The sequence below is a fragment of the Leclercia sp. W17 genome (assembly GCF_003336325.1).
Taxonomy (GTDB): domain Bacteria; phylum Pseudomonadota; class Gammaproteobacteria; order Enterobacterales; family Enterobacteriaceae; genus Enterobacter.
In genome coordinates, this window is sequence record NZ_CP031101.1 from 1,481,791 (window position 1) to 1,501,850 (window position 20,060).

General features: G+C 53.5%; 16 protein-coding genes and 1 tRNA gene. 4 read left to right on the forward strand and 13 right to left on the reverse strand.

The window, feature by feature from the left end; translation table 11 throughout:
- Positions 1–15: 15 nt before the first annotated feature.
- From DVA44_RS07245 to DVA44_RS07275, 7 genes are all read right to left on the reverse strand, one after another.
- Complete coding sequence (locus DVA44_RS07245; protein WP_168194461.1) at positions 16–1,638, reverse strand: fimbrial protein; 1,623 nt, start codon at positions 1,636–1,638, stop codon at positions 16–18.
- A complete protein-coding gene (locus tag DVA44_RS07250) occupies positions 1,631–4,168 on the reverse strand; it encodes a CS1-pili formation C-terminal domain-containing protein (RefSeq protein WP_114386073.1) in 2,538 nt (845 codons plus the stop codon). The genes DVA44_RS07245 and DVA44_RS07250 overlap by 8 nt, the downstream gene beginning before the upstream one ends.
- An 8-nt stretch (positions 4,169–4,176) precedes the next feature.
- The gene (locus tag DVA44_RS07255) at positions 4,177–4,854 is read right to left on the reverse strand and encodes a hypothetical protein (protein WP_103824987.1); all 678 of its coding nucleotides are present in this window, start codon (positions 4,852–4,854) and stop codon (positions 4,177–4,179) included.
- 76 nt (positions 4,855–4,930) lie between these two features.
- A complete protein-coding gene (locus tag DVA44_RS07260; RefSeq protein WP_114386074.1) occupies positions 4,931–5,512 on the reverse strand; it encodes a common pilus major fimbrillin subunit EcpA in 582 nt (193 codons plus the stop codon).
- A 675-nt stretch (positions 5,513–6,187) separates the two neighbouring features.
- Positions 6,188–6,264 (reverse strand) — tRNA-Pro (locus tag DVA44_RS07265).
- 72 nt (positions 6,265–6,336) lie between these two features.
- The gene (gene yejM / locus DVA44_RS07270; protein WP_114386075.1) at positions 6,337–8,097 is read right to left on the reverse strand and encodes an LPS biosynthesis-modulating metalloenzyme YejM; all 1,761 of its coding nucleotides are present in this window, start codon (positions 8,095–8,097) and stop codon (positions 6,337–6,339) included.
- 19 nt (positions 8,098–8,116) lie between these two features.
- Complete coding sequence (locus DVA44_RS07275) at positions 8,117–8,344, reverse strand: YejL family protein (protein WP_032612681.1); 228 nt, start codon at positions 8,342–8,344, stop codon at positions 8,117–8,119.
- 134 nt (positions 8,345–8,478) lie between these two features.
- Between DVA44_RS07275 and yejK the strand changes: the two genes are divergently transcribed.
- Positions 8,479–9,486, forward strand: coding sequence for a nucleoid-associated protein YejK (gene yejK / locus DVA44_RS07280; protein ID WP_114386076.1), 1,008 nt, complete (start codon positions 8,479–8,481; stop codon positions 9,484–9,486).
- Between the two features lie 51 nt (positions 9,487–9,537).
- Here yejK and rplY read toward each other — a convergent pair whose 3' ends face one another.
- Both rplY and DVA44_RS07290 read right to left on the reverse strand, forming a co-directional pair.
- Positions 9,538–9,822: a 50S ribosomal protein L25 gene (rplY, locus tag DVA44_RS07285; RefSeq protein ID WP_103180382.1), complete on the reverse strand. Its 285-nt coding sequence runs from the start codon at positions 9,820–9,822 to the stop codon at positions 9,538–9,540.
- 125 nt (positions 9,823–9,947) lie between these two features.
- Positions 9,948–11,708 (reverse strand): DEAD/DEAH box helicase, encoded by a 1,761-nt coding sequence (locus tag DVA44_RS07290; RefSeq protein WP_114386077.1) that lies wholly within the window; start codon positions 11,706–11,708, stop codon positions 9,948–9,950.
- 151 nt (positions 11,709–11,859) lie between these two features.
- On the opposite strand from DVA44_RS07290, the gene rsuA reads away from it, so the two are divergent.
- The 3 genes from rsuA to DVA44_RS07310 all read left to right on the forward strand — a co-directional run bounded on the left by rsuA (position 11,860) and on the right by DVA44_RS07310 (position 14,456).
- Positions 11,860–12,567, forward strand: coding sequence for a 16S rRNA pseudouridine(516) synthase RsuA (gene rsuA, locus DVA44_RS07295; protein ID WP_103824993.1), 708 nt, complete (start codon positions 11,860–11,862; stop codon positions 12,565–12,567).
- 15 nt (positions 12,568–12,582) lie between these two features.
- The gene (locus DVA44_RS07300) at positions 12,583–13,779 is read left to right on the forward strand and encodes a Bcr/CflA family multidrug efflux MFS transporter (protein ID WP_103824994.1); all 1,197 of its coding nucleotides are present in this window, start codon (positions 12,583–12,585) and stop codon (positions 13,777–13,779) included.
- Between the two features lie 332 nt (positions 13,780–14,111).
- Positions 14,112–14,456 carry a YejG family protein gene (locus tag DVA44_RS07310; RefSeq protein ID WP_103180374.1) on the forward strand — a complete coding sequence of 115 codons (345 nt, stop codon included), beginning with the start codon at positions 14,112–14,114 and terminating at the stop codon, positions 14,454–14,456.
- Between the two features lie 3 nt (positions 14,457–14,459).
- On the opposite strand, the gene yejF is transcribed toward DVA44_RS07310, so the two are convergent.
- Genes yejF through DVA44_RS07330 form a run of 4 tightly spaced genes read right to left on the reverse strand, consistent with a single transcriptional unit; the run spans position 14,460 to position 19,985 of the window.
- A complete protein-coding gene (yejF, locus tag DVA44_RS07315; protein WP_103824995.1) occupies positions 14,460–16,049 on the reverse strand; it encodes a microcin C ABC transporter ATP-binding protein YejF in 1,590 nt (529 codons plus the stop codon).
- Position 16,050: 1 nt separating this feature from the next.
- On the reverse strand, positions 16,051–17,076 hold the full coding sequence (locus DVA44_RS07320; RefSeq protein ID WP_114386078.1) for an ABC transporter permease: 1,026 nt from the start codon (positions 17,074–17,076) through the stop codon (positions 16,051–16,053).
- Positions 17,076–18,170 (reverse strand): microcin C ABC transporter permease YejB, encoded by a 1,095-nt coding sequence (locus DVA44_RS07325; RefSeq protein ID WP_103824997.1) that lies wholly within the window; start codon positions 18,168–18,170, stop codon positions 17,076–17,078. Before DVA44_RS07325 ends, DVA44_RS07320 begins: the two co-directional genes overlap by 1 nt.
- A 9-nt stretch (positions 18,171–18,179) precedes the next feature.
- The gene (locus DVA44_RS07330) at positions 18,180–19,985 is read right to left on the reverse strand and encodes an extracellular solute-binding protein (RefSeq protein WP_114386079.1); all 1,806 of its coding nucleotides are present in this window, start codon (positions 19,983–19,985) and stop codon (positions 18,180–18,182) included.
- Positions 19,986–20,060 lie beyond the last annotated feature (75 nt).

The window sequence follows — 20,060 nt, forward strand, 5'->3', positions numbered from 1 at the left end:
CTTTGCGCACCAGGCTTAAGATGAACGATCGACGCCCACCCAGGTTGCCGTCGCCTTGATCTCCCCGCTGGCGCTCACGGTGCCCATCCAGTCCTGACCAGAAAGCGTAAATTGCGAGCGAGAGTCATTCATAGGGAAGATCAGCTTAATATTTGCTCTGTAATAAAATGAATCATCGAGATTGGCGTTCCACGCCGTTTGTACCCAATTGGCACGAGTAATATTGATCGGCGCGTCCGAGCAGCTGTTTCGCTTCGTAATGGTGGCTCCCGTATTACTGGTGAACGAGATATAGGCCGGAACCGGCACCTTCAACGTTTCATCGGCAGAGGTAAACACGCAGTACGGGATGCGTTGAATGGTCGCGCTCTCGCCGACGACCTGGACGGTAATGCTGTCGGCCTGACGCGGGGCCGATGTGGTAATACGGTACTCAAACTCAATGGGCTTATCACTGTCAATTTTGCCAGACTGTTTAGGATTCGCCTTTTCATCTGCTGAAACAATGCTAATACCATACTCTTTGGGAACGATATTCAGCGTCGTCGAGGTCGTGAATTGATAGTAACCCGACTCGGGTGTGTTGGTGTTATTAAAATTCAGAGTAAAAATATTGTCATTGGCACTAATACTTGTCCCCGCCTTAACCATTTTTTGGAAAAAGCTATCCGAGATAAAGGCATAGACGTAATCACCACCAGTGGTGAAAACGTTGCTGTAAGCGGTAGTGTTACTGAAGTTATACCATTTGCTGGCGTCGCCACTATATTTTACGTCTGACGCGTATGGGCTAAAACCGAGCTTCGAGTTATCAATGATCATCTTAAAGTTAAGTGAATTGATCTTTTGAGTTTCTTGCAGGGAGTAAGCGGCCATCTTACAAATCAGCCCTCTGACGTTGCTGACCACCCCCACCTGGCAATATTCAGAACCAATGTTTACGCTCGGTGTGCCGTCGCTGGCGATCCAGACTTCCGCCAGGGCGCCCGTGCTCTGGAGCCTGAGATGGCCTAGCTTTGTGACGTTAAATATACGCTTGTGCCAGTAGCCGGTGCTGAGGGTATTACAACGCTCGCCGGCAGCGTAGTCGTAGTCCGTGTCACTGTAGCAGTAGTTCAGGTCAAAGCTATCCTGCGTTCCAACCGGCTGATCCTTAAAGTAATTATACGCTGCTGGGCTAAATGAGGCAAAACCATACGAGCCGTTATATAAGCTATTACCGGCACGGGCGTGATAAAAGCCGCTGTTGTCCCTGGCGCCCGCCTCGAGATAGCCTGTAGAGGGACATGTCCCTCCGTTCTGGAGACGGCAGCGGAGCCCCATTAAGGGACCATTAATGGGGGAATTATCAATCCACATATCCACCCAGGTATTGGTTTTATGCCAGCCAACGACGCCCATGTATCCCATACTATCCTGGTTGGTTTTATACCGGGTCCAGGTATTTGCGCCCGTAAAGCGGGGATCGAGGGACGATGAAGTCAGAAAATATTCATTATCGACGTTGTTTTCAATAAACAAATAGGAGTTAGAGACAGCTGCCTCATTATACATATGTACTGCGTACGCGGCCCTGGAATTTAAAAAGGTAATAGCAAGGCTGAAAATAATAAGTGCTAACGTCTGTCTGTTAAACATTAGGCTGCGCTCCTTTATTAGATGCTGACTGAACCTGTGGATGGCACGGAATATCACCCATCCATACGGCGCCACGCGCTTTGGTCAGTTCCAGGTCGGCTTCACAAACGCCGCCCTGCTGGTCAATTAACGTGATGACCGGGTAGCGCTTGTCTACATCCATAGCAAACTCGCCCTGATCGTTGGTTTTCGTTTTGCCAATGTGGTTACGAATATTGACGTTGGAAAAAGCTTTGCCGTTAAGGTTTTTCATACGGCCAAATACGGTGACCAGCTGCTTGACTTCAGGCGTAATTACGCTGACGTTACCTGGATACAGCACGACATTACTGCGACGCCCGCGGACGATCTCTACGCTATCCATAGAGTTTTTGTCGTTCATTAGCTCAACTTTATATTCAGCGTAAGCGGGGAGGCTGATGTAATTACTTTTACCGGTGAGAGGGTAATTGTGGCCATTAATTTGCGCCGTCATCTGACCTTCTTCCGCGAAGTTAGTGTTGATAATAATACCGGAATTATCCGTACCTTTACCGAGGTTAACACCCTCTTTCGTCCACGCAACGCTACCCTGAGAGTTGAGGGTCAGGTTGGTGTTATTATCTGAAGAGCGCGTTGCCGAAACGGTTCCGGTATTGTATTTCGTATCATAAGAGGCATAACCGTTGATGGCGAAATCGTCAGACTGATAGCTATTGCTATCACTCTCGTCACCGCCGCTAATACGCTTCGACACTGATGCCCCAACCTGAGTAATTGGGCTGTTGTCAAAACTTTTACGGAGCGTTGCGTTCGCCAGCGTAGCGCCATTTTCACTCGACATGCCGGTACTTAACCAGGTTGAAAGCGGTAAGCTTAAATCCAGGTTAATGTATTTATCGCTGACGTTACCGTTATCACGATATGAATAGCGCTGGATACCGGTGCGCATCGTTAGCGTGGCCCAACGGTTATTATAAAGCGACTGGCTGTAATCTACGTTAGTGTAATCATTGTTGTTGTATTTATCCTTTGAGTAGCTAACGGAGAGACTCCCTAACCCCGGAATAAATGTGTTCAGATTGGTGCTGGCGCCAATAGTTGTATAGTCACTTTTGTACATCGGCAGTTTATCGCCTATATGGCTGAACTGGCGCGATGCCCAGATATTGCCGTAACCGCCCGGAAGAGCAAAGTTCAGCGTACTGACACTCTGCCAGCTGCTGTCTGTTGCCAGCAGCAGTTGCTGGTTGGCGCTGAAGAGATCGTTAAATTCGACGTTAATTTCCGACTCATTGACGCCATTGTTGTCAAAACCATAAAGGGTGGATTTAATATTTACGCCGGATAATATAGGTAGCCGAGTTCCCAACGCTGCGCCGGCGACCCAGGTATCTTTTTCACCATAATCGATGTTGTCATGGTCACGATAATCCATCTTATTGTATTTAAGCATGCCAGAAAACAGCTGCCAGTCGATAAGACCCGTAACGCTTGATTCGCGCGCAAACGTCTTGTTGATTTGCGTGGTTCGGTAGCTAACCTCTTTGCCGTTCACTATCACAGACACGTCAACATTGTAGACACCAAACGGTAGCTTAGAGGTGTCAACCTCATAGCTGCCCATTGAAAATTGTTGAATGCTGAGCAGCTTACCATTACGCGTAATATGTACCTCGCCTGCGGCAGGTAAAAATACGGTAATAGGGACCAGCGTTAAGGTATTATCTTCAATTCGGGTGCTGCTTTTATTGCCAAGGCTAACCCCGTAAATGCGGCTGGAATTCAGCGCGCTCATGCTGGCTATCGACTGCAGGTTCCACGTATCCACCATCCCTGCGGCAACACGCATCCCCTGATAGTCGCGCTCATACATTGCGCGATACAGCTCGCTTTTATTATCTTTGGTACCAACACCATAAACAGAACCATTAAGATTTACATGGTGCTCGCGCAGCGAGGTAGAGTTATCCAGAGTGATATAACTGCTGCCGTTGTTATCCTCGTCGTACTGACTGTAATAGCTCCCAACCGTGTAGTTAAGGATGTTAGAAAGCTGATCTGAAGATGATTCGCCCAGTATATTGGTGCGCGGTATTATTGCCGCGTCCATCGCCTCTCTGCTGACCAGCAGTTCAAGATAAAACGAACGGGTATCCAGAATGATAGAGGCGTCATTATTGAGCTGGATTCGATTCCCATCGTTAAATTTGGCGTCCTTCAACTCACTGATAACGGTTTTAAGCTGAGAAGCCAGCTCCGTTCTGTTTGGCAGGTCAGAAAGCGTGATCTGATTGATAACAAAAACACCATCGCTAACTGAGATGATTGCATCAGCGATTTTTTGACGACTGGGGGCTACTGCCTTTTCACCATCATATCGTATAAAAACGGGGATCGTCATGCCCTGCTGAAGAGCATAGGCGAAAGCAGCAGGGATGACTTGATTATTAACCTGAAGAGGTACGGCAGAATTTGCTGGTAAAGCAACAACAGCGGTCAACATGAGCCCGCAGAATACAGATCCCTTATTTAAATCCGACTTATCCATAATAGTCTCTATTTTGCGTGAATTAACTGCTCACCATGCCAGATGCCAATACGGGTCATTTTATTGTTGAGATCGGTATGTTTTATTTTTACGCTGAGCCCAGGCATTAAATTATATCTTTCACGGCAGCCCTTTCCGTCATCCTTCTTTTTATCTTTACAAGGGCCATAGGAAATAACACGGAAAGAAACGTTGCCTGTGTTAGTTATCTCGCCACCCTGGCGCTTATAGTCGAAGTGCTCTTTACGTGGTGCAACAACCAGAATGGTACCAATGACTGCTGAGGTGGTCGCCTGACCGAGCTTGCTTTCTTTGGTGCCGTCAAATTCTGAGATGGGTTCATCAGTCCATGACAGGCGATAATAGCGCTCTTTATCATCGGCTGGTCCGTTATAAATGAAACGGAAGTTTTCTTTGGCATAGCCGGGTAATATTAAACTTGCTGGTGTTGAAAGTAATTCGGACCGGTCTGCCATTGGAATGATTTTGCCATCAGCCATCGGGGAGGATAGTCTTTCAACTTTAACGGTAACGAATCGCGCAGCCTCGGTGTTATTCTCAATTTCTTTTGCCAGGCTATTATTTTTTGAGGTAATTATTGAGGTGACATCCCCAACGTTAATTGCCTGGGCAGGAAACACAATTGCCAGAGATAACGCAGCCGCGCAAAGATAACTTAATTTCATGGGGTATCCTTACATTAAAAGGAGACTAATAGTCTCCTTGTCTCTTTCCATTAGAGGGGTACTGCGGGGGTAATAATTAAGCGGTAGTCCACACTGCGTTGAACTGTACCTTAACGTCGCCGCTCCAGTAGCCGTCGTTCAGATCGGCGAACTCAACTTTGCTGGTGCCGTCGCTGGTTGCAGAGTCGATACCAAAGGTGAAGTTACCCTGAGTAGAAGTACGATCTTTACCTGCGTAAGCAGTGCTTACAGCCAGTGCGTCCAGACCTGCAGAGACGTTATTAGCAGTATCGATCAGTTTTAAAGCTTCGGTTTTGCTCAGAGCCTGGCCATTCCATTTAATACCTACGTCCAGCGTAGAGGTATCAGTAGCGCGGCTCAGGGTGTTGGTCACGATCTGAGAGGTCAGCAGGAAGTCGGTAGCACCAGACTGGCCTTTAATAGTGATGTCGAAAGCGCCATTCTGGGTGTTAAACGCCTGAATGCCTTCTTCATACTGGAAAGAGAGAGATTTGAGTGGGGTCACAACCAGTGCGCTGGTAGTATCTTTAGTTGCGCTTGCATCCCAGGTAGCGGTAGCGGAAGCAGTCACATCTGCCATAGCGTTAGAGCAAACAAAAGCGGCAGCGATGCAACCAGCTAACATTAATTTTTTCATCTTTTATTCCTTTAGTGTATTAATCCGTTATGGTGGAGCAGTCTTATTCACCTGGCGTAATAAGTCGTCAGCAATCTTATATATTAAGTGAATATTCGCAGTGAACTGGGAATATTATATTGCCGGGAGTTTCCGTTTAGTGAATTACATTCAAACGTCTCATGTTTCGAATGTGAGGCTAGTTTAATGAGTAGGTATTTGTTTGTACAGGCGATTAATTGAATTCAATTTTAAATTAAAATGACTGCCATACCAGTGTTTATTAAACCATTAGCACAGCGAATGTATTATAGGTTCGCTTAATAAATTCCATGAATGAATTTATCCAATACATATTTTATTATTATCTATCACAGGAAGGTATATCGTAAGTGTTTAAGTAAAAAGGGTGTTGATTACGGACTTTTATTACAGATTTTCTTAACTGTTTATTTTTTCTGGCTTAAAAGGCGTGCTTTAATCGGCTCGGGTTATAATTGTTTTTTGTGATTTAAGTAGATTTACTGCCACTCGCCTGCATTTTTTTGTTGATTAGACACTTTTAGCTCTCAAATTCAACCGAAGGTGGTTAAAAAACAGGCAAGTCAGGTATGACGCACCTGCCTGGCAGGATGCTCCCGGGTGTGCGACACAAAAAAAAACCAACCGCGAAGGTTGGTTTTTTTGAGGAATTTTTGGTCGGCACGAGAGGATTTGAACCTCCGACCCCTGACACCCCATGACAGTGCGCTACCAGGCTGCGCTACGTGCCGACACGTGAAATTCATACTACCTATTTCCGCATTTATTGCAAGGGTGGTGCAGGCTAACTGATTAATATTAAATCAGTTAGCAATAAACCGTTTCTCATCCGTCAGCACCTGTAGCAGCAGGCTTAACTGCGGCGTCTGGTCGTTGAGTTTCTCACCCTGCGGATTATAGGTTTTGTAATTACCGTTGCTGTTCAGCACCAGCGTCAGGGTTGGCGTTGTGACGGCCAGCGTGTTGTTGCTGGCAGCCGTCACCCAGTTATGACGACGCGTTGCGCTGAACAGGTCTTGACCCTGGGAATACTCATTAGCTGGCGTGCTGACGTGGAGCAGACGCTGCATCAGGGTGGTCATCACATCTTTATGATCGGTCAGCATGTTAATGCGCTGCGACGGCGTACCAGGCCAGTGGATCACCAGCGGAACATGCAGGCGAGGGCGCGCCCAGTCGACATCGTTGCGCTCGCTGCCCAGCGGTACGCCATGACCAGCGGTGATCACCACCACGGTATTCTCCAGCTTGCCGGATTCACGCAGCGCGTCCAGCACCCGGGCAATCTGGGTATCGACATTGCCTGCGGCCTGCGCGTAGCGGCGGTTGAAGGTTTTCTGGTTACTGTCATCCAGCGTCGTGCCGTTCAGGGCAACCCAGGAGAACCAGCGGTTGTCGTCCTGCGCATAACGGTGCAGCCAGCTGATCCACTGCCCTGCGGTCTGTTCGTCGGACTGGCTCTGCGTGGTCGGCAGTGAGAAGTCGGACAGCAGCGCCTGGCGATAGAGCGGACTGCTGAAACCATCTGAAGAGAACAGCCCCAGCTGATAGCCCTGCTGGTTGAGCCCGGTAATGAGCGCGGCAGGGATACGCGATGACAGCACGCCGTCCATATAACCTGGTGAAATGCCGTAGAACAGGCCAAAGATCCCGGCATCGGTCGAGTTACCGGAGCTCATATGCTGGGTAAAGCTGATGTTCTTCTCGGCGAACTCTGCCAGCGTCGGCATCTGTTTCTCAAAGCGGGAGTAGTTCAGACCGTCGACGGTGATCAGCAGAACGTTTTGTCCCTGACCCATGTCACGGTAGCGCAGATCGCTGAGCGGATACTGCACCGATACCGCTTCAGGATCCCCTTGTTCAATCAGGCGGCGCTGATACTCCTGGGCATCCAGCAGACCGTGTTTCTCCAGGAAGCGACGGGCGGTCATCGGATAGGAGAGCGGCAGGTTCGCGCGCTGCATGGTGATGGGGCGGTAGAAGTTGGCGTCTGCCCAGATATACATAAAGTGCGAGCCAATAAAGGCCACAAAAAAGAGGGCGGCCACCGGTTTGGCGTAGCGACGGCGCCGCGTCAGGCTGCGCAGTTTTTGCCAGCTCCAGGTGGCAAACAGCATCTCAATCAGCAGGATAATCGGCACGCTGATGAACATCAGCTGCCAGTCGCGCGCCGTTTCGTTCTGGTCGGGATTGATCACCAGTTCCCAGACGACGGGATTAAGATGCAGGTGAAAACGGGTAAAGACTTCGCTGTCGATCAGCAGCAGCGTCATGCCTGCGGTGGCGAGGATAGCGGAGATAAACCGCATCAGCCGCTGCGACATGACGATGAACGTCAGCGGGAAGAGGATCAGTAAATAGGTGGAGAAGACCAGAAAGCTGAAATGGCCAATGACGCTTATCCAGGAGAAGACCCTTCCGGCAAGCGTCGTCGGCCAGTCGGCGACAAACAGATAACGACTGCCAAGCACCATCGCCAGCAGAATGTTAAACAGGGCAAACCAGTGCCCCCAGCTAACCATCTGGGAGACTTTTTCACGGTAGCGCTGACGATTCGTCACCATAAACTGTCGTTCGTTTCCCTTAGTGCGCCTGGTCGTCGTTAACCGAGGACTGTAAGGCCTGAGCGAAAGATTTCGCGATCGCCTGGCGCTGGGCCGGCGCAACGCTGGTATTGATAAGGTTAGTCACCATATTTCCCAGAACCATCAGGGAAAGGTCTGTCGGTGCCTTATGTTTTTCCAGTACGTTGAGCAGCTCACTGAGCATTTGTTCAACGTGTTCATCACTGTAGCGGGAGAGTTGTGGCATAAATCTAAATCTGTTTGTGGAGGAAAGGGCAACATATTACCGTAGCAACAGCTTTTTTTCCCCTTTTTTATCTTCGGTTGCATACATGACTGGGGGGTGGTTGAATACGGCCCGGTCTAAAAGGAGAGTTTAACATGAGTCTGGATATCAACCAGATTGCTCTGCACCAGCTTATCAAGCGTGATGAGCAAACCCTTGAGCTGGTGCTGCGCGATTCTTTACTGGAACCGTCGCCTACCGTTGTTGACATGATGGCGGAGCTGCATCGGGTTTACAGTGCCAAAAACAAAGCCTACGGCCTGTTCAGCGAAGAGAGCGAACTGGCGCAGGCGCTGCGCCAGCAGCGTCAGGGTGAAGACGATTTTCTCGCGTTCAGCCGGGCCGCCACCGGCCGCCTGCGCGATGAGCTGGCAAAATACCCCTTTGCCGATGGTGGCATCGTCCTGTTCTGCCACTATCGTTACCTGGCTGTCGAGTACCTGCTGGTGGCGGTGCTGAACAACTTAAGCAGCATGCGCGTCAACGAGCAGCTGGATATCAGCTCGACCCACTATCTGGACATCAACCACGCGGATATTGTGGCGCGTATCGATTTGACCGAATGGGAAACCAATCCTGAATCCACCCGCTATCTGACCTTCCTGAAAGGCCGGGTAGGGCGTAAGGTGGCCGACTTCTTTATGGATTTCCTCGGCGCCAGCGAAGGGCTGAATGCCAAAGCGCAGAATAAAGGCCTGCTGCAGGCGGTAGATGACTTCACCGCAGAAGCCGAGCTGGACAAAGCGGAACGCCAGAACGTGCGCCAGCAGGTTTATGCCTACTGCAACGAACAACTGCAGGCGGGCGAAGAGATTGAACTGGAATCGCTCTCCAAAGAGCTGGCGGGCGTCAGCGAAGTGAGCTTCCAGGAATTCACGGCAGAGAAAGGCTACGAGCTGGAAGAGAGCTTCCCGGCAGATCGCAGTACCCTGCGTCAGCTCACCAAATTTGCCGGTAGCGGCGGCGGATTAACCATCAACTTTGATGCCATGTTGCTCGGCGAGCGCATTTTCTGGGATCCGGCGACCGACACGCTGACCATTAAAGGCACGCCGCCAAATCTGCGGGATCAGCTGCAGCGTCGCACCTCTGGCGGCAAATAACGGCCATAAAAAAACCCCGCAATGCGGGGTTTTTTTTCGACAAGTTTGCGATTACGCGCGAACGAAGTCGATGTGAGTCAGTTTTGGCTTGAAAGCGTGACGCTGTACTGCCTGAGCTTTAACTTTCTCTTCTTTACCGTCAACAACCAGAGTCAGCACTTCGCTGTAGAATTCAGCGTTGTTCTGCATGTTCCACACTTTGTCGTGGTCCAGTTCGATTGCGACAGGAGCAGCTTCGCCGCCATAGATGATGGCCGGGAATTTGTTAGCTGCGCGCAGGCGGCGGCTCGCACCCTTACCCTGCTCTTTACGTACTTCTGCATTGATAGTGAACATTGATTTCTCTCTGTATAAAAAATCCTGTTACAGGCGACCCAGCAACAGGTGAGTGTTCTGCCTCACGGATGTGAAGCGGGCGGCATTTTATACTCAAATGGCTTTCACATCAATGAAAAGTCCCGCTATCCCCGCAATTCATTGGCACGGCGGAAGCGGCCCTCATAATCAAACACTTTTTCTCGCACCTGCCAGAACTGCCCTTTTTTCCGCGCCACCACAAAATCCGGGTGACGCAGTAGCGGCTGTTGATGAACGATATCCGCCGCGGTGATCCAGCGCAGCGGTACACCGGGCGTACGGGTATGCGGGCGGATAAACAGTTGTTCAAAGGCGGTGCGCTGGGCGGGCGTGTGCAGACGGAAGCGCTCACTTACATCGGCACCATCTTCATCGTAATAGGTGATTTTCAGCCATTCGCCTTTATCATCGGCACCGTGTGCCAGCGCCATTCCACTGCAGCGGAGCACCAGGGCGTCCTTCAGCTTCAGGGCCGCTTTCAGCATATCGTCGGGATCGACCAGCACCGCATCGCATGTGCGGCAGCGACGGGCGGCGATATCGTTCTCGGCGTTGCACTGGGGGCAGTTTTTAAAGCGGAAGCGATAGTCACACTGTTCGCGATGGCCCTCGTCATCTTCAAACCAGCCCTGGCAGCTACGGCCAAAGTGTTCGATTAGCGTGCCGTCGGCGGTGGTTTTACCCCAGAAGGTATTGGCAAAGCCGCAGGCGGGGCAAAACACCTGTACCGGCACGTTGTCACTTTTGCCTTTTGGCGCACCCACTTCCGGGGCATACAGGTCATGGGGATTCCCGGCATAATCCAGGATCAGGCAGTCGGTTTTACCGGGGGCCAGGCGCAGGCCGCGGCCCACGATCTGTTGATAAAGGCTGACGGATTCGGTCGGACGCAGAATGGCGATCAGATCCACGTGCGGGGCATCAAAGCCGGTAGTAAGCACTGACACATTGACCAGATAGCGGAACTGCTGCGCCTTGAAATCCTCAATCAGCCGGTCGCGCTCGCTGCCCGGCGTTTCGCCGGTGATAAGCCTGGCCTCGCTGGCGGGGAGCAGGCCGGTGATCTCCCGGGCGTGCTCCACGGTGGCGGCAAAAATCATCACCCCTTTACGTTCGGCGGCAAACTCCATGATCTGGCTGATGATATGGGGAGTGATACGATCCTGCTTTTTCAGCTCGCGGTTGAGATCCGCCTCGCTGAACAGGCCGTTGCTCTGCACCCGCAACCGGCTGAAATCATACTGCACCACCGGCATATCCAGCCGCTCCGGTGGGGTCAGGTAGCCGTGTTTGATCATGTAGCGCAGCGGCAGCTCGTAAATGCAGTCGCGGAACAGCGCCTTTTCATTGCCGCGCACCATGCCGTGGTAATGGAAGCGGTAAATCCAGCCTTTGCCGAGGCGGAACGGCGTGGCGGTGAGCCCCAGCAGGCGGATCTGCGGATTTACGCTCTTCAGGTGAGTTAAAATCTGCTGATACTGGCTGTCGTCGTCATCGCTGATACGGTGGCATTCGTCCACGATCAGCAGCGAGAATTCGCTCTGAAACTTGTCCAGGTTGCGCGCCACCGACTGCACGCTGCCGAAGACCACTTTGCCGTGGCTCTCTTTACGCTGTAGACCGGCGGCAAAAATATCAGCCTCCAGACCCAGCGCCAGATATTTGGCATGGTTCTGCGCCACCAGCTCTTTGACGTGCGCCAGCACCAACACGCGGCCCCGGGCCAGGCGCGCCAGCTCGGCGATCACCAGGCTTTTGCCCGCGCCGGTGGGCAGGACAATGGCCGCCGGTTCTTTATGCTGACGAAAGTGGGCGAGGGTAGCGTCCACGGCTTCTTGCTGGTAAGGGCGAAGTGTAAAGGTCATGGGGTCTCGGTTTGGTTATCTCGCTCATATTATGCCACGAAACTTTTTCCCTTGAGTGGCGCACAGAGCCCGTTATACTTGGCTGTTCCTGACTGCTTCTTTTCCGGACGCGTTGTCCGGCTCCTGGCACCTTTAAGGCTTAAAATATTTCATGCGACTTGATAAGTTTATCGCTCAGCAACTCGGCGTAAGCCGCGCTATTGCCGGGCGTCTGATCCGCGCCAACCACGTTACCGTGGAGGGTGATATTGTGCGAGACAGCGCGTTCAAACTCCAGCCTGACCATCAGGTTGAGTACGAAGGCAATTCGCTGACGCAGCAGAATGGCCCGCGCTACTTCATGCTCAATAAACCGCAAGGCTATGTCTGCTCTACCGACGATCCCGACCATCCCACCGTGCTCTATTTTCTCGATGAGCCGGTCGCCCACAAACTGCACGCCGCCGGGCGTCTGGATATCGATACCACCGGCCTGGTGCTGATGACCGACGACGGTCAGTGGTCACACCGGATCACCTCGCCGCGCCACCATTGTGAAAAGACCTATCTGGTGACGCTGGAAAATCCGGTGAGCGACAGTACGGCAGAGCAGTTCGCCCACGGCGTTCAGCTGCATAATGAAAAAGATCTGACCAAACCTGCCGTGCTGGAAGTCATTACCCCAACCGAGGTGCGTCTGACCATCAGCGAAGGGCGTTATCATCAGGTGAAGCGCATGTTTGCTGCCGTGGGAAATCACGTGGTCGGTCTGCATCGCGAACGGATCGGGGCTATCGCTCTCGACCCGGACCTTGAGCCAGGCGAATACCGCCCGTTAACGGAAGAAGAAATTGCCAGCGTTGGCCTCTCTTCACGCTAATTTCAGGAGTTAATTGTGACCACCAGGCCACACTCGTCGTTCAGCATTGTCTTTATTCTTGGCCTGCTGGCCATGCTGATGCCGCTGTCCATCGACATGTATCTGCCTGCACTGCCGGTGATCGCCGAGCAGTTTGGCGTGCCGGCAGGCAGCGTACAAATGACCCTCAGCAGCTATATTCTCGGTTTTGCCCTCGGTCAGCTGCTTTACGGGCCAATGGCCGACAGCCTGGGGCGCAAACCGGTGGTGCTGGGGGGCACGCTGGTGTTCGCCGGCGCGGCGATGGCCTGTGCGATGGCGCAGTCCGTCGATCACCTTATTGTGATGCGTTTCTTCCACGGCCTGGCGGCTGCGGCGGCAAGCGTGGTCATCAATGCCCTGATGCGCGATATCTACCCGAAGGAGGAGTTCTCCCGCATGATGTCATTCGTCATGCTGGTGACCACCGTCGCGCCGCTGGTGGCGCCAATGGTCGGGGGGGCGGTGCTGGTCTGGTTTAGCTGGCACGCTATTTTCTGGATCCTGGCGCTGGCGGCCCTGCTGGCCTCGGCAATGATCTTCTTCTTTATTAAAGAGACCCTGCCTGCACAACACCGGCAGAAGTTTCATATTCGCACCACGCTTGGCAACTTTGCCTCGCTGTTTCGCCATAAGCGCGTGCTGAGCTACATGCTGGCCAGCGGTTTCAGCTTTGCCGGGATGTTCTCATTCCTCAGCGCCGGGCCGTTTGTCTACATTGAGCTTAACCATGTCTCACCGCAGCAATTTGGCTACTATTTCGCGCTGAACGTGGTATTCATCTTCGTGCTGACGATGATCAACAGCCGCTTCGTGCGCCGGGTAGGGGCACTGAATATGTTCCGCATCGGGCTGTGGATCCAGTTCGTGATGGCGGTGTGGATGGTGGTGACCGCTTACTTTGATGTCGGATTCTGGGCGCTGGTGATCGGTATTGCGGCGTTTGTTGGCTGTATATCGATGGTCTCGTCCAACGCAATGGCGGTCATCCTCGACGAATTTCCACATATGGCCGGTACCGCCTCTTCACTGGCGGGGACTTTCCGCTTTGGTATTGGCGCCATTGTCGGCGCGCTGCTTTCACTCGCGACGTTTAACAGCGCCTGGCCGATGCTCTGGTCAATTGCGCTGTGCGCCACTGGCTCAATTCTTTTCTGCCTTTACGCGAGTCGGCCAAGAAAATCGGTGAACTGATGCACAAAAAAGGGCTCTGACGGAGCCCTTTTTTGATACAGGTCAACCAGGATGCGGTTCACTCACCTCATGTTTGTTTCTTTTATGTAAAATCTATTTGTGTAAATAGTCACAGCTTTGTAGTTAAAAAGGTTGTGTTAGATCACAGAAACGGGTACATATAGCGCCGCTACAACCCTGAAACACCGCCAGAAAGCCCTGAAAAACAAGACGTCTGAACCCATAAATCCTGGATGTAAGCGTTTTCTCACTAAAAACAGAGCAGGCGGTTAATGTTGTGTTACTATAAATGTAAATAGATTGTGAAGTAAATTTGCTTCCGGGGAATAAACGTGAATACATTACAGCTCTCAATTGTGCATCGCTTGCCGCAGAGCTATCGCTGGTCGGCGGGTTTTGCAGGCTCGAAAGTTGAACCGATTCCGCAAAGCGGAACAACCCCTGATAATTGTCTGGTGGCGCTCAAACTGCTGAGCCCGGAAGAGGGCAACGCATGGCCGCTGATGGAAAAGCTGAGCCAGGCGCTGACGGACATTGAGCTTTACAGCTCGGTACTGGAGTGCGAAGGCGAGCCGTGCCTGTTCGTGAAAAGCCAGGATGAGTTTGCGGCAACCTGTCGCCTGAAAAACGTCGGCGTGGCTATCGCCGAGCCTTTCTCTGGCCAGAATCCTTTCTGAGCGTCAGCGTAACGCTAACAGCTGACGCGTATACTCCTGCGTCGGCGCGGCAAAGACGCGCTGACAGTCTCCCTGCTCGACCACCTCTCCCTGACGTAACACAATCACCTGGTGACATAGCGCACGTACCACCTGCAAATCGTGGCTGATGAAAATATAGGCCAGACGGTGTTTTCGCTGTAAATCTTTCAACAGCGCCAGGATCTGCGCCTGAACGGTTTTATCGAGGGATGAGGTCGGCTCATCCAGAATTATCAGCTCCGGGCGCAAAATCAGCGCGCGGGCAATGGCGATCCGCTGCCGCTGGCCGCCGGAAAAGGCGGCGGGGTAACGATGCCGGGTCTGTGGGTCGAGTCCCACTTCGCCCATTACCCGAATGACCTCCTCTTCACGCGCCTGCAGGCTAAGATTGGGCTGATGCACCCGCAGCCCCTCCTCAATGATCTGCTGCACGTTGAGGCGCGGGTTAAGAGACGAGTTAGGATCCTGAAAAACCACCTGCATCCGGTGGCGGACGGGCAACATCTGGCGGCGATCCCACTCATGCAGGGGCTTGTCGTCAAACAGGATCTCCCCCTTTGATGCGATCAGGCGTAACAGCGCCAGCCCGGTGGTGCTCTTGCCGGAGCCGGACTCACCCACCAGCCCCAGGGTCTCACCCGGGCGCAGGGTAAAGCTGACGTTGTTCAGCACCTGCTTGTTATCCACCACCCGGCGCAGGATGCCTTTACGTAGCGGAAACGCCACCGAGAGATCCTTCACCCGCAGCAGCGGCTGAACATCTTGCGGCAGTGGGATGGGATCCCCTGCGGGCTCGCTGTTGAGCAGGCGTTGGGTGTAGGAGTGCTGCGGTGCGGCAAGCAGCGGCGCGGCGCGGTTCTGCTCCACGCAGCGACCGTTCTGCATCACCGCCACCTGGTCGGCCAGCTTTCTCACAATGCTGAGATTGTGGGTAATAAACAGCAGGCTCATGTTCAGCTCGTCGCGCAGCTCGCGTAGCAGCTGCAGGATCTGCGCCTGCACCGTAACATCCAGCGCGGTGGTGGGCTCATCGGCGATGAGCAGCTCCGGACGGGTCAGCAGCGCCATGGCAATCATCACCCGCTGGCGCTCACCGCCCGAAAGCTGGTGCGGGTAATCGGCTAGCCGTTTTGCGGCGTTGCGGATCCCGGTGCGTTCGAGGCAGTCCAGCATCTCTCCGCGAGCCGCCTCTTTACGCATCCCGCGATGCAGGGAGAGCACCTCGTAGAGCTGTTTTTCAAGAGTATGGAGCGGATTCAGCGACACCATCGGCTCCTGAAAGATCATGGCGATCTTATTGCCGCGCACCCCGCGCAGTGTGCGCTCGTCAGCATGCAGCAAAGACTGGCCGTGAAACAGGATATCGCCCTGGGGATAGACCACCGGCGGGGCGGGGAGCAGACGCAGGATCGACAGGGCGGTGACGCTCTTCCCGGAACCCGACTCGCCAACCAGCGCCAGCGTCTCGCCGGCGTCAATTTTCAGGGAGATATCATTCACCACGGTGCGTAGCTCGTCCTGCTGGCGAAAAGCAACGGAGAGCGCGTCGATGTGAAGTAAAGGCTGCGTCATCTTAAACCGCCTTATTTGGATCAAAGGCATCGCGTACCGCTTCGCCAATAAAAATCAGCAAGGAGAGCAGTACAGCAACGGAGAGGAAAGCGGTGATCCCAAGCCACGGCGCCTGCAGGTTATTTTTACCCTGCAACAGCAACTCCCCCAAGGAAGGCGAGCCCAGCGGCAGGCCGAAGCCGAGAAAATCGAGCGAGGTGAGGGTAGTAATAGAGCTGCACAGAATAAACGGCAGGAAGGTGAGGGTGGCGACCATCGCATTAGGCAACATGTGGCGGAGAATGATCCCGCGATCGCTCACCCCCAGCGCCTGGGCGGCGCGAATGTAGTCGAAGTTGCGGGTACGCAGGAACTCCGCCCGCACCACGCCTACCAGGGCCATCCAGCCAAACAGCACTGTGATAGCCAGCAGCCACCAGAAGTTAGGCTGCACCACGCTTGAGAGCAAAATAATTAAAAACAGTGTTGGCATGCCGGACCAGACTTCGATAAACCGCTGTCCCCAGAGATCAATTTTGCCGCCGTAATAGCCCTGGATCGCCCCGGCCAGCACCCCCATGACGCTGGAAAACAGGGTCAGCAGCAGGCCAAACAGTATGGAGATGCGGGTACCGTACAGAATACGCGCCAGCACATCGCCGCCGTTGGCATCGGTACCCAGCCAGTTTTGTGCCGAGGGTGGCGACGGGAACGGTGTGGTAGTGGCAAAGTTAATGCTGTTAGCGCCAAAGCGGACCGGCGTCCAGAGCACCCAGCCGTGCTCATTTAATTGCGCCTGTAGCCACGGATCCTGATAATCCGCCGCGGTAGCAAAGGGGCCGCCAAAGTCGCTCTCGCTGTAATCCTTGAAAACCGGCACGTACCAGCGATCGTTAAAGTGCACCAGCAGAGGTTTGTCATTGGCAATGATCTCCGAACAGAGGCTCAGCGCAAAAAAGAGGGCGAAGATCCACAGCGACCAGTAGCCGCGGCGGTTGTGACGAAAGCGAGCCCAGCGGGCCTGGTTGACGGGGCTTAAGCGCGGCATCAGCGACCCTCAAAATCAATACGCGGATCGACCAGCGTATAGCAGATATCACTCAGGATATTCAGCAGCAGGCCAATCAGGGTGAAAATATAGAGCGTGCCAAACATCACCGGATAATCCCGCGAAACGGTGGCCTCGTAGCCCAGCAGACCCAGGCCGTTGAGGGAGAACATCACCTCAATTAACAGGGAGCCGGTAAAGAACATGCTGATAAAGGTGGCCGGAAAACCGGCGATCACCAGCAGCATGGCATTACGAAAAATATGTTTCCACAGGATGCGTCGCTCACTCACCCCCTTCGCGCGGGCGGTGACCACGTACTGCTTGCGGATCTCATCGAGAAAGGCGTTTTTGGTCAGCATAGTCAGGGCCGCAAAGCCGCCTATCACCGTCGCCAGCACCGGCAGGGTAATGTGCCACAGGTAGTCGGTTATCTTTTTGTACCACGGCAGGCTGCTGAAATCGGTCGAGACCAGCCCGCGCAGCGGGAAGAGATCGAAGTAGCTTCCACCGGCGAAAAAGACAATCAGCAGGACGGCAAACAGGAACGCCGGGATGGCATAGCCAATAATAATGAAGGTGCTGCTCCAGATATCGAACCGGCTGCCGTTATCCATCGCCTTACGAATACCTAACGGAATGGAGACCAGATAGATGATCAGCGTCCCCCATAGCCCCAGAGTAATGGAGACCGGCAGGCTCTCTTTAATCAGATGCAGCACCGAGGCGCTGCGAAACAGGCTGTCGCCAAAATCGAAGCGCAGATAGTCGCCCAGCATTTTGAAGTAGCGTTCATGGATCGGTTTGTCGAAGCCGTATCGCTGGGTGATCTCGGCGATCACCTCCGGATCGAGCCCGCGCCCGCCGCGATAGTGGCTCTCATTGATATTGCCGACCCCGGTGCGGGCATGGCTGGCACGCATGCCCGCATCGCCTCCGCCAGGAATCGTCCCGCTGTTACCGAACTCGATGGCGGCAATCGCCTGATCCACCGGGCCGCCCGGAGCAATCTGCACGATAAAAAAGTTGATGGTGATGATCGCCCACAGAGTGGGGATCACCAGCAGTAAACGACGAAGTAAATATGCGCCCATTGCGATCCCTTAACGCCGTTCGGCGGGTAATTTCGCCGCTTTGTTAACGTCATACCACCAGGTATCAAACCCGAGAGAATAAACCGGGCGCTGGGCGGGAAGGGCGAACTTATCCCAGCGGGCGACCCTGTCTTCCCCCATAAACCACATTGGCAGCATGTAATAGTTCCAGGTCAGTACCCGATCCAGCGCCCGGCCAAGCGGTACCAGTCTGGCTTTATCCCCCTGCGCGGCGACGATTTGCGCAATCAGGTTGTCCACCGCCGGATTTTTCACCCCCGGTGAATTGTAGGTGGAATCAATGTACTGAGAGGCCCAGGAGATTTGCAGATCGCTGCTCGGCCACGGCATGGCCCGCCACAGGCGAGGCATCATATCGTAATCGCGGTTGCGCATCCGGTTGGTGAGCTGTGAATTATCCACCTGACGGATATTCAGGGTAATGCCCAGCCGCGCCAGGTTGTGCTGGAACGGCAGTACCCACTGATTGTTGCCGCCGGAGGCCAACAGCAGTTCAAAACTGAGCGGTTTGCCGGTTTGCTTATTGACCCGCTGCTTATTTCGGATGACCCAACCCGCCTCGTCCAGCAGCTGGCTGGCTTTCAGGAGATTGTTACGATCAAAGCCGTCGCCTTTCGAGACGGGGGGCTGAAAGCGAGTCGTAAACACTTCCGGGGGAACTGCATTTTTTAACGGGCCGAGGAGCGTCAGCTCCTCGGCATCCGGGTAGCCCTGGGCGGCATACTCGGTATTCTGGAAATAGCTGTTGGCACGGCTGTAGGCACCATAAAAGAGCGCCTTGTTCATCCACTCAAAATCGAAGGCGAGGGTAATGGCCTGGCGCACGCGGCGATCGGTAAATACCGGGCGCTGAATATTAAATGCCAGCCAGCGCGTGTCCTGCGCGGAATCATTTTTCAGCGCCTCTTTCACGATAAAGCCGCGATCAAAGTTTTTTCCGCTGTAGCGTGTGGCCCAGTTTTTGGCGCTGCTCTCGACCCGCATATCAAAGGCACCCGCTTTAAAGGCTTCGAAGGCCACGTTGTCATCCAGATAGTAGTCGTAGCGCAGGGTGTCGAAATTCCAGCGGCCCCGGTTTACCGGCAGGTTTGCCGCCCAGTAATCTTTTACCCGGGAATAAATCACATATTGCCCCATCCGCCAGCTGGTGATGCGATACGGCCCGCCAGCCAGCGGTGGGGTGGAGAGCGGGTCGCTGAGCTTATGATCTTTCCAGAACTTTTCCGGCATTACCGGCAAGGTGAGCAGGCTCAGCATGTCCTCTTTATTAGGACTGGCAAGGGTAATGCGCACCGTCAGCGGCGCGATGGCGGTCACCGTCGCCCCTTTGTAGACCAGCCGGAACTGAGGAACGCCCTCGGTCATAAATTTATGGAAGGTGAAGGCGACATCGCTGGCTTTGACCGGCGTACCGTCATGAAACCGCGCCAGCGGGTTGATGGTCAGCTCCATCCAGGAGAAATCATCTCCATAGCGGGCGGTTTCAGCCACCAGCGGATAATAGCTGCCGGGCTCGTCGTCTGACGTGGTAAAGAGGGTGTCGTAGAGGGCGTCGGTTCTTTCTGCCGCCACGCCGCGCAGGGCATAGCGGTTGAAATTATCGAAGGTGCCATTTGCCGCCAGGGTCACAGCGCCCCCTTTTGGCGCGGCGGGATTGACGTAATCGTAGTGATCGAAATTGCTGGCATATTTTGGCTCGCCAATAACCGCGAAGGCGTAGCTCTCTTTAATGGTTTGCGCCTGACTGAACCCGCTCATTAACGCCACCATCAGCATCACAATGCGCACTATCATTACGCTACGTTTTCCTTATCTGTTCTGCCCGGGCAAGATACCAGAATAATAAGTGACGTAGCGGTGGTTGGGCAA

Excerpts from the sequence above, each read along its gene's own strand:
- DVA44_RS07245 (WP_168194461.1), bottom strand. The coding sequence starts at position 1,638 with ATGTTTAACAGACAGACGTTAGCACTTATTATTTTCAGCCTTGCTATT.
- DVA44_RS07250 (WP_114386073.1), bottom strand. The coding sequence starts at position 4,168 with ATGGATAAGTCGGATTTAAATAAGGGATCTGTATTCTGCGGGCTCATG.
- DVA44_RS07255 (WP_103824987.1), bottom strand. The coding sequence starts at position 4,854 with ATGAAATTAAGTTATCTTTGCGCGGCTGCGTTATCTCTGGCAATTGTG.
- DVA44_RS07260 (WP_114386074.1), bottom strand. The coding sequence starts at position 5,512 with ATGAAAAAATTAATGTTAGCTGGTTGCATCGCTGCCGCTTTTGTTTGC.
- yejM (WP_114386075.1), bottom strand. The coding sequence starts at position 8,097 with ATGGTGACGAATCGTCAGCGCTACCGTGAAAAAGTCTCCCAGATGGTT.
- DVA44_RS07275 (WP_032612681.1), bottom strand. The coding sequence starts at position 8,344 with ATGCCACAACTCTCCCGCTACAGTGATGAACACGTTGAACAAATGCTC.
- yejK (WP_114386076.1), top strand. The coding sequence starts at position 8,479 with ATGAGTCTGGATATCAACCAGATTGCTCTGCACCAGCTTATCAAGCGT.
- rplY (WP_103180382.1), bottom strand. The coding sequence starts at position 9,822 with ATGTTCACTATCAATGCAGAAGTACGTAAAGAGCAGGGTAAGGGTGCG.
- DVA44_RS07290 (WP_114386077.1), bottom strand. The coding sequence starts at position 11,708 with ATGACCTTTACACTTCGCCCTTACCAGCAAGAAGCCGTGGACGCTACC.
- rsuA (WP_103824993.1), top strand. The coding sequence starts at position 11,860 with ATGCGACTTGATAAGTTTATCGCTCAGCAACTCGGCGTAAGCCGCGCT.
- yejF (WP_103824995.1), bottom strand. The coding sequence starts at position 16,049 with ATGACGCAGCCTTTACTTCACATCGACGCGCTCTCCGTTGCTTTTCGC.
- DVA44_RS07320 (WP_114386078.1), bottom strand. The coding sequence starts at position 17,076 with ATGCCGCGCTTAAGCCCCGTCAACCAGGCCCGCTGGGCTCGCTTTCGT.
- DVA44_RS07325 (WP_103824997.1), bottom strand. The coding sequence starts at position 18,170 with ATGGGCGCATATTTACTTCGTCGTTTACTGCTGGTGATCCCCACTCTG.
- DVA44_RS07330 (WP_114386079.1), bottom strand. The coding sequence starts at position 19,985 with ATGATAGTGCGCATTGTGATGCTGATGGTGGCGTTAATGAGCGGGTTC.